Origin of the sequence: Tomitella fengzijianii (genome assembly GCF_007559025.1) — a bacterium.
Classification (GTDB): Bacteria; Actinomycetota; Actinomycetes; order Mycobacteriales; family Mycobacteriaceae; genus Tomitella; species Tomitella fengzijianii.
Map to the genome: position 1 here is coordinate 2,109,713 of NZ_CP041765.1, position 13,948 is coordinate 2,123,660.

The 13,948-nt window shown below is 74.0% G+C and carries 12 protein-coding genes; 7 read left to right on the forward strand and 5 right to left on the reverse strand.

What is annotated here, in order from left to right:
• Nucleotides 1–168: 168 nt before the first annotated feature.
• A complete protein-coding gene (locus FO059_RS09535; protein WP_143908299.1) occupies nt 169–1,611 on the reverse strand; it encodes an amidase in 1,443 nt (480 codons plus the stop codon).
• 182 nt (nt 1,612–1,793) lie between these two features.
• Between FO059_RS09535 and FO059_RS09540 the strand changes: the two genes are divergently transcribed.
• Both FO059_RS09540 and FO059_RS09545 read left to right on the forward strand, forming a co-directional pair.
• Nucleotides 1,794–1,985: a hypothetical protein gene (locus FO059_RS09540; protein ID WP_143908301.1), complete on the forward strand. Its 192-nt coding sequence runs from the start codon at nt 1,794–1,796 to the stop codon at nt 1,983–1,985.
• The gene (locus tag FO059_RS09545; RefSeq protein WP_143908304.1) at nt 1,978–2,751 is read left to right on the forward strand and encodes a hypothetical protein; all 774 of its coding nucleotides are present in this window, start codon (nt 1,978–1,980) and stop codon (nt 2,749–2,751) included. The genes FO059_RS09540 and FO059_RS09545 overlap by 8 nt, the downstream gene beginning before the upstream one ends.
• A gap of 37 nt (nt 2,752–2,788) precedes the next feature.
• Here FO059_RS09545 and FO059_RS09550 read toward each other — a convergent pair whose 3' ends face one another.
• Nucleotides 2,789–3,955, reverse strand: a complete 1,167-nt coding sequence (locus FO059_RS09550; RefSeq protein ID WP_143908306.1) for a GDSL-type esterase/lipase family protein — start codon at nt 3,953–3,955, stop codon at nt 2,789–2,791.
• 197 nt (nt 3,956–4,152) lie between these two features.
• On the opposite strand from FO059_RS09550, the gene mftF reads away from it, so the two are divergent.
• A complete protein-coding gene (gene mftF / locus FO059_RS09555; protein ID WP_143908309.1) occupies nt 4,153–5,664 on the forward strand; it encodes a mycofactocin biosynthesis glycosyltransferase MftF in 1,512 nt (503 codons plus the stop codon).
• A 22-nt stretch (nt 5,665–5,686) separates the two neighbouring features.
• Here the strand turns inward: mftF and FO059_RS09560 are convergent, their stop codons facing one another.
• From FO059_RS09560 to FO059_RS18955, 3 genes are read right to left on the reverse strand one after another with little or no spacing between them, the layout of a single operon-like run.
• A complete protein-coding gene (locus tag FO059_RS09560; protein ID WP_168226607.1) occupies nt 5,687–6,301 on the reverse strand; it encodes a TMEM175 family protein in 615 nt (204 codons plus the stop codon).
• Nucleotides 6,302–6,320: 19 nt separating this feature from the next.
• Nucleotides 6,321–7,463, reverse strand: coding sequence for an NAD(P)/FAD-dependent oxidoreductase (locus FO059_RS09565; RefSeq protein ID WP_143908312.1), 1,143 nt, complete (start codon nt 7,461–7,463; stop codon nt 6,321–6,323).
• Between the two features lie 47 nt (nt 7,464–7,510).
• The gene (locus FO059_RS18955; protein ID WP_282451430.1) at nt 7,511–8,830 is read right to left on the reverse strand and encodes a M23 family metallopeptidase; all 1,320 of its coding nucleotides are present in this window, start codon (nt 8,828–8,830) and stop codon (nt 7,511–7,513) included.
• Between the two features lie 160 nt (nt 8,831–8,990).
• Between FO059_RS18955 and FO059_RS09575 the strand changes: the two genes are divergently transcribed.
• The 4 genes from FO059_RS09575 to FO059_RS09590 all read left to right on the forward strand — a co-directional run bounded on the left by FO059_RS09575 (nt 8,991) and on the right by FO059_RS09590 (nt 13,946).
• Nucleotides 8,991–10,019, forward strand: coding sequence for a Vgb family protein (locus FO059_RS09575; RefSeq protein WP_143908314.1), 1,029 nt, complete (start codon nt 8,991–8,993; stop codon nt 10,017–10,019).
• A gap of 36 nt (nt 10,020–10,055) precedes the next feature.
• The gene (locus tag FO059_RS09580; RefSeq protein ID WP_143908316.1) at nt 10,056–11,921 is read left to right on the forward strand and encodes a histidine kinase; all 1,866 of its coding nucleotides are present in this window, start codon (nt 10,056–10,058) and stop codon (nt 11,919–11,921) included.
• Entirely contained in the window at nt 11,918–12,565 is a 648-nt protein-coding gene (locus FO059_RS09585; RefSeq protein WP_143908318.1) for a response regulator transcription factor, read from the forward strand. Before FO059_RS09580 ends, FO059_RS09585 begins: the two co-directional genes overlap by 4 nt.
• Before the next feature lie 133 nt (nt 12,566–12,698).
• Complete coding sequence (locus FO059_RS09590; RefSeq protein ID WP_143908321.1) at nt 12,699–13,946, forward strand: alpha/beta hydrolase family protein; 1,248 nt, start codon at nt 12,699–12,701, stop codon at nt 13,944–13,946.
• Nucleotides 13,947–13,948 lie beyond the last annotated feature (2 nt).

The following is a 13,948-nucleotide window of genomic DNA, read 5'->3' on the forward strand; positions in this document are numbered from 1 at the left end:
CAACGGCCTGGTGAGAATGACGACCGTTTCCGGCCCCGACGTGCCGCGGGGAAGAGGCAGCGCGGCAGCAGGAGCCGTGTCGGGCAGGTCCGCGGTGTCCGCCCGTCCTTCAGACGGACTACTTCCGCAATTCCTGGCATCGCGAACCGGCACTCCGCCCCCGCGGCATCACTGGAGCCCGCGCTCCCCCACCGAATCCTGGATCCGCGCGAACGGCCGCGCCTCCTCGACCGCGTAGGCCATCTCCAGCAGCCGCGCCTCCGATCCCATCGGGCCGGCGATCTGGACCCCGATCGGCGTGCCCTGCGAGCTCAGCCCGAACGGCAGCGAGACGGCCGGGTCGCCCGAGGCGTTCTGCAGCGGCGTGAACCCCACCCACGCCAGCAGCCGCTCCATCGCGATGTCGAACGGCAGCGTGGGGTCGATGTGCCCGATCCGCGGTGTGAGGTGGCTGACCGTGGGCGTGAGCACCAGGTCGTAGCCGGCGTACAGCTCCCGCGAGCGGCGGGCCGAGCCGTGCAGCCGGGCGATCGCCGCCGGCAGCCGGTGCAGGCGGTGCAGCGAGTAACCGGCGAACCCGCGCGTGAGCGACTCGGTGCGGTGCCAGTCGAACGACTTGTCGAAGGTGCGCTTGCCGGTGGCGTTCATGTAGAGGAACAGCAGGCCGTAGTACGTCTTGAAGTCCTCTTCGAAGCTCGCCGGCACCGGCGCGGCGATCTCCTCGACGTGGTGGCCCATCGACTCGAGCAGCCGGGCGGCGTCGCGCACTGCGGCCGCCGTCTCGGCGTCGGTGGGCGTGAACGGCGACTCGATCACCATCGCGACGCGCAGCGGCCCCTCGCCGGCGCCGCGCACGTCCCCCACCGGCGGAAGACCGTGCACCGGACGGAGGCGCTCCGTCTCGCGCAGGTAGGCGGCAGTGTCGCGCACGGTGCGGGTGAGCACCCCGTCGGCGACCACCCGCACCGGCATGCGGCTCATCAGCGCGTCCTGCGGCACGCGCCCGCGGCTCGGCTTGAGCCCGACGAGCCCGCACGCGGCGGCGGGGATGCGGATCGAACCGCCGCCGTCGTTGCCGTGCGCGAACGGCACCACCCCGGCCGCGACGAGCGCCGCCGACCCGGCCGAGGACGCGCCCGACGTGTAGTCGGTGTCCCACGGGTTGCGCACCTCCCGGCCGGGCGATTCGGCGCTGGCGGAGATCCCGAACTCGGAGAGCTGCGTCTTGCCCAGGCACACCGGCCCGAGCCGCCGGAACGACGCGGCGAACTCCCCGTCGGCGGGCGCAGGCTGCGCCAGGTAGGCCGCGGATCCCTCCTGCGTGGGCAGCCCCGCGACGTCCACGTTGTCCTTGATGAACGTGGGCACGCCCGCGAAGAAGCCGCCCACCGGCGACGTCGCGCTGCGGCGGGCCCGGTCGAAGTCGGCACACGCGATGGCCCCCAGCGCCGGGTCGACGGCCTCGGCGCGCCGGATCGCCGCCTCCACCACCTCGGCCGCCGACACCCGCCCGCCGCGGATCGCCTCGGCCACGCCGACGGCGTCGAGCTCGCCCAGGGCGTCGTCGGCGAAGGCGTGGATACGTTGGACGGGTGTCTGGGAATCGGCCATGGGGTCACGCTAACCGATCCGCGAGCGGTCCGACGGGATTGCGCGAGTCATACCCCGAGCCGCGGCAGTCCGACACGGGCGATCGCTCACCTCCGGTTCCCGCAGGGGAACCCAGCGGCGACGCGTGACGTCATAGAATCCGGAGAGACAGTGCCAGGACGAAGCGGCTCCCCAGGAGGACTGTGCCGATCACGAACCCGCCCGAGAACTTCGCCATCGTCGATTCATCGGAATGGGAGTTCGTCGCCATCGAGCCATCCGGGGCCGATGCAAAACAATGGCTGACCGTGCCCGGCGGGGGCAAGGCTCTGTTCAAGCCCAATCGACCGCGTGAGTCCGGCGAACAAGGTGAGGATTCGATGCTCGATGCCTGATTCCCTCGCGACCCTGCCCCACGCGCACGATGCCGACTCCACCACCGCCACCGAGCTCATCGTCGCGTGGCAGAACCCGCATACCCGCGCTATCCGTCCCGTGGGCCGCCTCACGTCCGACGGCCCCGACTACGTGTTCTCGTACCTGAGCTCGGCTCCAGAGGTCGCAGGGTTCCGCCCGATCATCGGGTTTCCCCACTTCCACCGCGCCTACCGGTCACCGACGTTGTTCCCGGTGTTTAGCCAGCGGCTCATGAGCGCAACCCGCCCCGATTTCGCCTGGTACTCCGACATTCTCGGCCTGCCGGTCGACGCTGCTCCACTCACCGTCCTCGGTCGTTCCACCGGCCGGCGGGAAGGCGACAGCCTCATGTTCATCCCGAATCCGCCGGTCGCCCCCGACGGCAAGAGCACCAGCACCTTCTTCGTCCATGGCCTCCGGCACGTCGCCCACGCCGAGGCGCACTTGGCGCTCTGCGCCGAGGGAGATGCCGCCACCCTGCGGGCCGAACCGGACAACCCGGTGAATCCACGAGCGTTGCTGGTCATCAGCGACGCCGGGCACCGGATCGGGTGGGTACCAGATCTTCTGCTCGACTACGTGCATGCCATGCGGGAGCACTCCTCCCCTCGCGTCGCAATCGCGCAGATCAACCCACCGACGGCTCCGCCGAACCTACGGCTCCGCATCACCATTCACGGTGCGGTGACTCCCGGATTCGAAATGTTCGGCAGCCCCACGGCGGGCGTCGCAGCACGAGGCTAACCGAGCCTGCACCCTCGGCGGGTGCTGCCGACACCCGCTACCGTCCCGCGAACGCCCCGCCCGCCGCGAACGCCTGCGCCGCGAACCGCTCGGCCATCAGCGCGTGCGCCTCGGGCCCGGGGTGCAGGTTGTCGGCCGGCGGATGCTGTTCGGCGTCGGCGGCGCCAAACAGCGCGAGCCCGTCGAGGTAGAAGATGTGCGGGTCGCTGCCGGCGCGGTGCGCGACGATCCGCTCCGTCTCCTCGCGGATCGTGCGCAGGGTGAGCCTTCCGGCACGCGCCTCGGCCGGATCGCCCGTCGCCCGGTAGCGCATCGCCCCGTCGCCGAAGTCGAGCGCCGCCGGCCCGGGCGTGTCCTCGTGCATGGCGCAATACGGGGACGAGACCACCAGCAACGGCGTCGTGGGGTGCCCTTCGCGGATTGTGTCGAGGAAGCCGTGCAGAACCGAGGTGAACGCGCGCATCCGCATCACGTCGGCGTTGACCAGGTTGATGCCCACCTCGAGGCTGATCGCGTCGGCCGGGCGCTCGCGCAGCACGCGCGCCACGAACGGGTCGAGCATCGCGGCGCCGCTGAACCCGAGGTTGGTCAGGTCGAGGCCGGCGCCGAGCGCGGCGCGCGCGATCCACGTGCCGGTGGGGTGCGTGGCGTTGGAGCCCTGGCTGATCGAGCTGCCGTAGTGCAGCCACCGGGGGCGCCGGTCGCCGGCGAGGGGCTCGACGGGCGCGTCGGCGCGCAGTTCGCCCAGCTCGACGCGTTCGTAGTGCGGCAGCCAAATCTCGACGTCTTTCTCCCGCGCGGCCAGCCCGTCGAAGCGGACGGTCTGCGTGGTCCCCGGGTCGGTCTCCACGGACCCGGTGGCCGCGTCGATGAGCACCGCGGTGCCGCCCTCGGCCTCGACCTGCCCGGCCGGTTCGCCGTCGACGAGCAGTTCGAAGCGCCCCGCCGGGCGCGGCGCCACGCCCCGGAACGCCATGTGCGTGCGGTGGGCGGTGAGCTCGATACGCGTTGCGGCAGTGCGGAACGCCAGGCGCACCCCGGCCGGTTGTGCCTGCGCGGAGAGCAGCTGCGGGTCGGCGAAACCGCGCGCCCACGCGGGCAGCCGGCAGGGGACGAGGCCCAGCGGGCCCTCCTCCACGTCCAGCGCGCCGCGGAGCAGCTCGGGCGTGACGGGCGTGCGGTGCAGCGGGGTCGCGGAGTCCATCTGCCCGATGCTAGGCGACGGCTCCCCGATGCCGGGCGACGACGGCGAGGGCCTCGCCCGCCGTGGCGCGGGCCGCTCGTGCCGTGCCCCGCGTGGACCGCCGCATCGCGCCGGTGGTCCGATACAGGGGGCGCACCGCGACACGATCCCCGCACCCGCCGCCCGCATCCACCACGCCGAAGGAGCACCGCACCGCCATGAGCCGCGCGAGCGACAACATCCACCCGATGCCGCCGTTCCCGCCGCCGCCCACCCCTGAGGCACGCTCCGGCCGGTTCACCGCGGCCAACCGGATCGCGTGGACCTCCGGGGTGAAGCTGCGGGCGGGACGCGTCGCGATCGGCGGCTCGCCGTGGGCGCTCACCGTGCTGCCCGACGACGTGCGCCCCTTCGCCCGCGCCCTGCACCAGGCCGGGCGCGGCGGGCGCACCGCGCAGACCCAAGCCGAGCAGGACGCGGCGCTGTACCTGCTCGACCGCGGGATCGCCGACCCGCTGCCCGCGCCCGCCGACGGCGTGGAGCGGGCCGACGACGTCGAGATCGTCATCCCGGTGCACGGCGGCGTCGCGGAGTTCGAGCGCTGCCTCGCCTCGGTCGCGACCGAGGGCGTGCCCGTCACCGTCGTCGACGACGCCACCCCGGAGCCCGACGCCTCCCGCATCAAGCAGCTCGCCGCCGACCACGGCGCGCGCCTGATCGTGCACGAGGTCAACGGCGGCCCGGGCGCGGCCCGCAACACCGGTTTCGCCGCCACCACCGCGCCGTTCGTCGCGTTCATCGACTCGGACGTGGTCGCCGAGCCGCACTGGGTGTCGCGGCTGCGCCCCGTCTTCGACGACCCGGCCGTCGGCGCCGTCGGCCCGCGCGTGCTGCCCGACGTGTGCGGCACCTCCGCCATCGAGCTCTACGAGGAGACCCGCTCCGAGCTCGACATGGGCCCGCACCCCAGCCGCGTCGTCTACGGTGTGCCCGTGGGCTGGCTGCCCACCGCGTCGGCGATCGTGCGCCGCAGCGCCGTCACGGACCCGCCGTTCGAGCCGGGCATGCGCATCGGCGAGGACGTCGACCTGTTCTGGCGGATGGACGAGGCCGGCTGGACCGTCCGATACGTCACCGACTTCGTCAACCGCCACCGCGTGCGCAACTCCCTGGCGGAGTTCTCGGGGCGCCGCGCCGGGTACGGCTCGTCGGCCGCGCTGCTCGAGGCCCGGCACCCGGACCGGCTGATCCCGGCCCGCCCGTCGGTCTCCGGCCTCGCCATCATCGCGGCGCTGGCGAGCCGGCGCCCCGCGGCGCGCTGGTCGGCGCTCGGGGTCGCCGGCTACGAGCTCGCCCGCCAGCGCCGGCTGCTCGACCCGCAGGTGCCGTTCCCCGTCGTCGCGGAGATGACGGCGCTGACGCTGTGGACCGACGCCTTCTGGGCGGGGCACCTGCTGCGCCGCGACTGGTGGCCGGTGGGCGCGGCGGTGCTCGCGGCGACGCCCCGGTCGCGCCTGGCCCGCACCGTGGCGGTCGCGATGATGGCCGAACCGGTGCGCGACCACCTCTTCCACCCCACCCGGCTTGATCCGGTGCGCAGCCTGGCGCTGCGGGCGCTCGACGACGCCTCCTACGGCACCGGGGTGATCACCAACGCGATCCGGCAGCGCGTGCCGAACGTGGTGGCGCCGCGCGTGACGCTCCCCGCCTGGCCGCGGCTGCGGAAATAGCCGGGCGCGGACTCCCCGGCCCCTACCCGCCCCTGCGCGGCCCTGCCAGGTAGAACAGTCCCATCAGCACGCACACCGCCAGCGTCAAGTACGGCGTGGCCAGCCCCAGCAGCCCGGCGAGCAGGTAGGCGGGCGGGGCGAGTGCCCCGCGGCGGAGCACCGCACGGCGCTCCCCTGCCGGCAGCGGCGCGCGCAGCAGGTGCGGGCGCCGCAGCAGCACGTGTGCTTCGAGCGCGAGGAACACCGCCGAGGTCACCAGGAACGCTGTCGCATACACGACGGCCGCCAGGCGCCCGCCGGGGACGTCGAGATAGGTGGCCATCAGCGAGGTGGTGAACGGCAGCACCGCGATGCACATGAGCAGCACCAGGTTGAGCGCCAGCACGGAACGGTCGGCGCCGGCCAGCCGCCGCATCAGGGTGTGGTGGTTGATCCAGATGATGCCGATGGCCAGGAACGAGATGACGTAGGCGAGGTAGTTCGGCCACAGCGCGCCCAGCGCGTCGGCCAGCGACCGCGCACCGTCGGCGTCGGGGACGCGCAGATCGAGCACGAGCAGGGTGATGGCCACGGCGATCACCCCGTCGGAGAACGCCTCCATCCGGCCGGTGCCCATCACGCCGGCCGGCGCCGCCACCGATTCGCGGCCCGCCCCATCAGAAGGCGGACCACTCGCGCCCGAACCACCGCCGCGCACGGCTCGTCCCGAACTCGCGCTTGCCCGCCGCCAGCGCCTCCGACGGCGCATCGAAGGTGCCAGTGGGCGCCTCGCCGCTGCGGAAAGTCACCTCGACGCGCCCCACCCGGTCGCCGCCGTACTCGACGTAGCAGACCCCGGTGCCGTCGTACGTCGCGCCGGGCTCCTCGCCGCGCTGCAGGGCGACGAGCCTGTCGGCCACCACCGCGGCCTGCCGCTCGGAGAACACGCCCGCCTTGGGCGTGCCGACGCTGGTCACGTCCCCCACCGCGTACACCCCCGGGTACGCCGTCTCGAGCGTGAGCGGATCGACGGGGATCCAGCCGTCGACGCACATGCCCGACTCGGCCACCACCGCAGGCACCCGGTGCACCGGCACGCCCAGGAACAGGTCGAAGGGCATCTCTCCCCCGCCCTCGAGCAGGGCCACGCGCCGCCGCGGGTCGAGCCCGCGCACCAGCGTGCCGGGGTGCCACTCGATGTCGCGCTCGGCGAACGCGTCGAGCAGCGAGTGCGACGCGGACGGCGCGGGCGGGACGGGGCTGGGCAGCGGCATCGCCAGCGCCACCTCGCTGCGATCGCGCACGCCGCGACGCGTGAGCAGGTCGTGCACCAGCAGCGCCGTCTCGCTGGGCGCGGGCGGGCACTTGAACGGGGTGGAGGTGACGCCCACCACCACCCGCCCGCCGTCGAAGCGCTCGAGTACCTCGCGCGCGGCGAACGCCCCGGCGGGGGTGTAGAAGTCGATGCCCGCCTCCGTCAGTCCCGGTGTGGCCGCCGGATCGAGGTCGGCGCCGAGCGCCACCACCAGCGCGTCCGCCTCGAAGGCGCCCGCATCCGTTTCCACGCGCCGCGCGGCGGGGTCGATCGCGCGGATCACCGTCTGCACGAACCGCACGCCCGGCTTGTCGATGGCCGAGTACGGGTGGCGCACCGCCGCCGCATCGGTGCGGCCGAACATCACGTCGAGCTTGGAGAAGCCCATGATGAACGCATCGGCCCCGTCGATCAGCACCACGTCGGCAGCGGCCCCGAGCTCCTCCGAGAGCCGCGCCGCGAGCTCCAGCCCGCCGAAGCCCGCTCCCAGCACCACCACCCGCATACCCGTCCTCCTCCGTCCGGGCCGGGCGAGCCGGCCGCCTGGTCCGTCTAGTTGCCGAAGTTCACGATCGAGCCGTTGAGCGGCAGCTCGCCGGTGCGCGGCTGCGGGTCGTCCGAGTGGTGCGCGAAGTACTCGCCGGTGAGGTAGTCGTCGGACGCGAGGATCGCCGACGGGGCGATGTAGCCCGCATAGTCGAAGCCGTCGAGCACGTACGGCACGCCGTCGCTGCCCACCAGGTCCGGGCCGTCCATGAGCTGGAAGTGCAGGTGCGGGGCGTTGGAGTTGCCGGTGTTGCCGAGCAGCCCGATCACCTGCCCCTTCGTTACCTTGTCGCCCGGCTTCACCCGCAGCGATCCCGGCTGCAGATGCGCGTACATCGCCCAGGTGCCGCCGCCGATGTCCTGAATGACGTGGTTGCCGTCCACGTTGTCGACGGTGATCTTCGCGGCGAGCGCGGGCACCGTGGCGGGCAGGACGCCGGGCGCATTGTCCGGCACGCCGTCGAGCGTCGACGCGATCGTCCCGTCTGCCACCGCGTGCACCTCCTGCCCGTAGTCCTGGTAGCTCTCGTTGCGGGTCTTGTCGCCCACGTAGAAGCGCCCCTGGGCGTCGGTGCGCATCCAGTCGATGGCGAAGCGCTGGCTGTCGGCCAGCTCGCCGCTCACCGGCATCAGCGACGGCACGTGCGGGAAGCCGATGCTGCAGCACCCGTTCTGCGCCACCCAGTTCGCGCCCCGCAGCGGCGGGGAGATCACGCGCGCGGTGCGGGCCGAGACCCCCTTGGGAGCGACGGTGTACGTGACCTTGGTGGGCGCCGTCGCGCCGGGGTTCGCCGAGGCCAGCGCGGTCACCCTGTGCAGCACCGCCTTCGGCACGTCGGCGACCTTGTCGGCGGTGAAGTCCACCAGCAGCGCGCGCGATTCGCCGGCCGGGATCACCGCATTGGGCGCGGGGCTCGACGGCAGGGTGCGCAGCCGGTTGCACGGCCCGTACTCGCACGACGGGTCCACCAGCGCCGGCCCCGCAAACGAGGCGAGCACCCGCGTCGGGTTCGCGGCGTCCACCATCTCCACCTTCTCGATCGTGGCCGGGGCCACGCCTGCGTTGGTGAGCTGCAGCGCGTAGGCCACGTGCGCCTTGCCGTCCGTGCCCGTGAACGGGAACGTGGGCGAGCCGAGGTTCTGCACCGTCACCGCCGAGTAGTCGGCGGTGACGTGGGCGGCCTCGCCCTCGCCGACGATGGCCGCCCCGCCCGGCCCGCTGTCCTGGCGCGCCGGGGATCCGCCGCCCGAGCCGCACGCCGCGGACAGTGCCAGTACCGCAGCCGCTGCCGCCGCGCCCAGTGCGCGGCCTCCCGCCATGCTCATCCCCCGAGCCTGCGCGCGGCGGCGCCCGCACGGAATAGACCCAGGTCGTGTCTCTTGCTGCGATGGCGGCGGACGCACGAAACCCGCGACCCAGGCCCATGTCGGCGCCGCCGCGCCCGGACGAGGGTGGTGGTGGAGCGCGGCACGGAGGGAGCGCGGCATGGGCACGGCACTCGGGGCCATCGACATCGTCGGCGACCCGGCGGGCACCATCGACTCGCCCACCGGGATCATCGCCGCGGGCGGCGCCGTGTGGTTCACCAGCATCTCCAACGGGCGCATCGGGCGCGTCCGGCCGGGCGACGCCGGACAGGGCGACGGCACCGGCGGCGGGTGGGCCGTCGAGACCTTCGCCGACCCGCACGGCCGGATCCGCCTGCCCGCCAACCTGTACCCCGCCGCCGACGGCCGGCTGTGGATCACCTGCCTCGGCTCCGACGCGCTCGCCTCCCTCGACCCCGCCGCGCCCGACCCGGCGGCGACAATCCACACCGTCACCCACCCCGACCTGTGCGGCCCCGTCGCCATCAAGTCGGCCCCCGACGGGCTGCTGTGGTGCAGCGTGCGCGGGTCCGACGCCATCGCGTCGCTCGACCCGCTCGCATCCGACCCGGCCGCCAAAGATCCCGCCGCCACCATCCGATTGCACCGCTCGCACCTCATCGACGACCCGTCCGCCCTGTTCGTGGACGCGCGAGGGCTGGTGTGGTGGGTCAACGCGGGAACCGGCACCGTCGGCCGCCTCGACCCGTCAGCCCCCGACCCGGCCCGCACCGTGGTCCGGCTCGGTCCCTGGCCCGGGTACGGCGCGCCCCGCGCGTGGGCGGCTGATGCGTCGGGGACGCTGTGGGTCACCGCGCAGGATCCGCCCGGGCTGCTCGCGATCGGGCCCGCCCCGCAGCGGGACGCGGCGGGCGACGTGTCGGTGCGCCGACACACCCATCCGATGCTGCGCACGCCCGACGGGGTGTGGGTGGCCGCGGACGGCGCCGTGTGGCTGGCCGACACTGCCGCAGACGCGATCGTCCGGCTCGTCCCCGCCTCCGAACCTGCGGCGGACCGGTGGAGCACCTTCAGCGCTCCGGGCGTGGCCGGACCCTTCGACATCAAGGCGGGGCCCGATCCCGCCTACTTCTGGTTCACTGCCAAGCGCGACGGCTCAATCGGACGAATACGGGTGTCCGAGTAGGTTCCCCTGCCGTCCCGCACGCTCTACGCTGGTCGGATGAGGCTCGGTGCGGGGGCACGAGGGCCGGCGGGGCTCGGTACGCACCGGTGCGACCGGACGCTGCCGGTGCTCGCCGCCGCCGTGCTGACGCTGGGAGGGGTGCAGCTTGCCCTCACGCTGCCCGGCTCCGGCGGCCTGTGGTGGGTACAGCTGGTCGTCACTGCCACGTTCTGGGTGTTCGCGGGTGCCGGCCTGCTCGCCTGGCACCGCCGGCCCGGTAATCGGATGGGCATGCTGCTCGTGTGGGGCGGGCTGGCCGTCTTCGCCGGCACCCTGGGCAACACCGCGGTCCCGGCGCTCGCCGCGGCCGGCGCCGTCACCGCCACGGTGGTGCTCGCAGTGACGGTGCACCTGCTGCTCGCCTTCCCATCGGGGCGGGTGCACGGCGCCCCGGCGCGGGCGGTCGTCGTCGCGGGCTACGCCGTCTCGCTGCTGCTGCAGGCGCCGCAGTACCTGTTCGATCCGTCGGCCGCCCCTGCGCTGTCCGTCGCCGACTCCCCCGGCCTCGTCACAGCCGGCACCTGGGTGCAGCGCGCGGCCGGCGCCGTCGTCGTCGTCGCGGCCGCCGTGCTGCTCGCCCGCCGCATCGCGGCCGCCCACGCGGCGCACCGGCGGGTGCTGGTGCCGCTGTTCGCCTACGGGATGCTGGCGCTGCTGTCGGTGCCGCTGCGCGCCACCGTCCTCGAGCCCGCCTTCGGCGCCGTCGCCGCGGCCGTCGTGCAGTTCCTCGTGCTCGGGGGCGTGCCGGTGGCGTTCGTGCTGGCGATGCTGCGCGGCGGATTCGCCCGCGAGGGCGAGCTCGAGGAGCTGGCCGCGCAGCTCGCCGCCACCGGCGACGCCCGCGCCGACCTGCCTGCCCTGCTGGGCCGCGCGCTCGGCGACCCGTCGGTGGAGGTGCTCTACTGGATGCCGCGGGCCGCGGTGTGGACCGACGGCAGCGGCGCCCTGCGCGCACTGCCGCTCCCCGAGCACCGGGCCAGCGTCGAAGTGTCGGCCGCGGGCGAGCGGATCGGCGCGATCGTCTACGACGGCTACCTCATCGCCGACCCGGCGCCCGTCCGCGCCGCGGGTCGGGTGATGGCGCTGGCGATCGAGCGCGAGCGGCTGCTGGCCCGCCTGCTCGCGCAGCGCGGCGCGCTCATCGCCTCGCGCGCCCGCATCGTCACGGCGGCGGACAGGGAGCGCCGTCGCGTCGCCCGCGACCTGCACGACGGCATGCAGGTGCGCCTGGTGCTGCTGGCTCTCGAGGCGCAGCGCCTCGCGGCCGCCGCCGACGGGCCGGTGGCCGGCCAGGCGCTGGCACTGCGCCGGGGGCTGGACGAGACCGCCGCCCGACTGCGCTCGTTCGTGCACGAGCTCATGCCGTCGGCGCTGATCGAGCGGGGGTTGTGCGCCGCGGCCGAGGATCTGGTCGACCGGATGCCGTTGCCCACCGCACTGCACGCCGGGATCGCCGACCTCGCGTTGCCGCCCGACGTGGAGAGCACCGCCTACTTCCTCATCGCCGAGGGGCTGACCAACGCGCTCAAGCACGCCCACGCGGGACGGCTGTCGGTGCGCATCGGCCGGGACGGCGACGCGCTCGTGGTCGAGGTGCACGACGACGGCGTCGGCGGCGCCTCACTGCACACCGGCCACGGGCTACGGGGGCTCGCCGACCGGGTGCACGCGCTCGGCGGCGGGCTGCGGGTGGACAGCGCGACCGGGTGCGGCACCCACCTGCGCGCGGAGCTGCCGTGCGGGGACCGCGCGCACCCGGAAGCGGGGCCGCAACCGGCGGAGGCAGGACCAGCGGAGGCGGGACCAGCGGGGGCGGGACCGCAACGCCCCACGCCCGCGCGGGTGCGGGAGGCGGCCGGATGAAGGTCGTGATCGGCGAGGACGACGTGCTGTTGCGCCAGGGCCTCGCATCGGTGCTCGCGCAGGGGGGCTTCGAGGTGGCCGCGGCGGTGGGCGACGCCGACGCGCTGCCGACGACGGTGGCGCGGCATAGTCCCGACCTGGTGGTCACCGACATCCGCATGCCCCCGGGGGACGCCGACGACGGGCTGGTGGCGGCGCTGCGCGTCCGCGCCGAGCACCCGGACACGGCGGTGGTGGTGCTCTCGCAGTACGTGCAGCGCCGCTACGCGGCCGAGTTGCTGGCCGACCATCCCGCGCGGGTCGGCTACCTGCTCAAACAGCGCATCTCCGACCTGGACGCGTTCCTCGCAGCGCTGCGCACCGTCGTGGCCGGCGGCACGGCCATCGACCCCGAGGTGATCGAGGTGATGGTGCACAGGGCGCGGATGATCGACGGCCACGTCGCCCGGCTGACCCCACGCCAGCGCGAGGTGCTCGCGCTCATCGCCGAGGGCCGCAGCAACTCGTCCATCGCGGCGCGCCTGGTGATCTCGGAGAAGGCGGTGGTGCAGCACACCTCGCACATCTACGACGCGCTGGGCATCCCCGTCGACGCCAACGACCACCGGCGCGTGCTGGCCGTGGTGCGGTACCTGGCCGGGTAGCTGCCGGGCCGGTCCGCGGCATGGGACCTGGGTCTATGGTCCGGCGCTTCCCCGGCGATGAGACTGGGGCCATGTGGCAGGCATGCGCGGCGCACCGCAGGGGACACCGGCGACCGGCGGGGGTGACGACACGATGAGCACCAATGGGGCTCCGGCACACAGGCGCCGGGGGCAGCTGTTCGACAGTGCCTTCCACGACCGGTTCGGGCAGTGGCCGGTGGGATTCGTCCCCGCCGGCGGCGCCGACATGGGCGACATCGTCGCCGTCGCGAACGCGGTGGGCGACGGCGACGACTCCGCGTTCTACGACGCGTTCGTCGCGTCCGGCGATGTGCATGCGGCGGAAGCCCGGCGGGCGCTGGTCGCGGGCCACCGGCGCAGTGCCCGCGCCCGGTTCCTGCGGGCGAGCTGCATGTACGCCGCCGCCTACCACCCGATCTACGGGACCCCCGTCGACCCGCGCCTGCTCGCCGCGTTCGACAAGCAGATGGACGCGTTCCGCACGGCGATGGAGCTGTGCGACCCGCCGGTGCGCCCCGTCGCCATACCGTTCGAGGGCGGCGAGCTGCCCGCCTACCTCGTGCCCGCGGCGGAACGCGCCGACCAGGTGCGGCCCCTGCTGATTCTCACAAACGGCTTCGACGCGACGATCACCGACATGTACTTCGCGTCCGGCGTGGCGGCCCTCGACCGCGGGTACCACGTGCTGATGTTCGACGGGCCCGGCCAGGGCGCGATGCTCTATCGGCGCGGGGTGCCGCTGCGCCCCGACTGGGAGACGGTGATCGGCGCCGTCGTCGACTTCGCCGAGACGGTGCCGATCGTCGACCGCTCCCGTATCGCGCTGAGCGGGTGGAGCCTGGGCGGGTACCTCGCACCCCGGGCCGCCTCCGGTGAACACCGGCTGGCCGCGTGCATCGCCGACCCCGGCCAGTGGGACATCGCCGATGCGATCCGGCGCTTCCTGGCCGCCTTCGGCGTGCCCGACGCGGACACGGTCGACGTCACGGGTCTCGACGAGGCCACGCTCGCACACCTCTCCGCGGCGATCGACGCCGACAGGGAGATGCGCTGGCAGATAGTCCAACGCGGGTATTGGACGACCGGGGTGCCGGACCTGCGCGGCTTCCTCCGCGCGCTGGCGGGGTTCACGCTCAAGGACCGGGTGGGCGGCATCCGATGCCCCACCCTGCTCACGGCCGCCGAGAACGACCCGCTCGCCGCGGACACCGCCGCCTTCTTCGACGCGCTGACCTGTCCGAAGGCCCTGCTGCGATTCACCGCCGCCGAGGGCGCCGGCGAACACACCGAGGCGGTCAATCGGTCGCTGTACAACCAGCGCGCGCTCGACTGGCTCGACGAGGTCCTGCGGGCCGGGTAGAG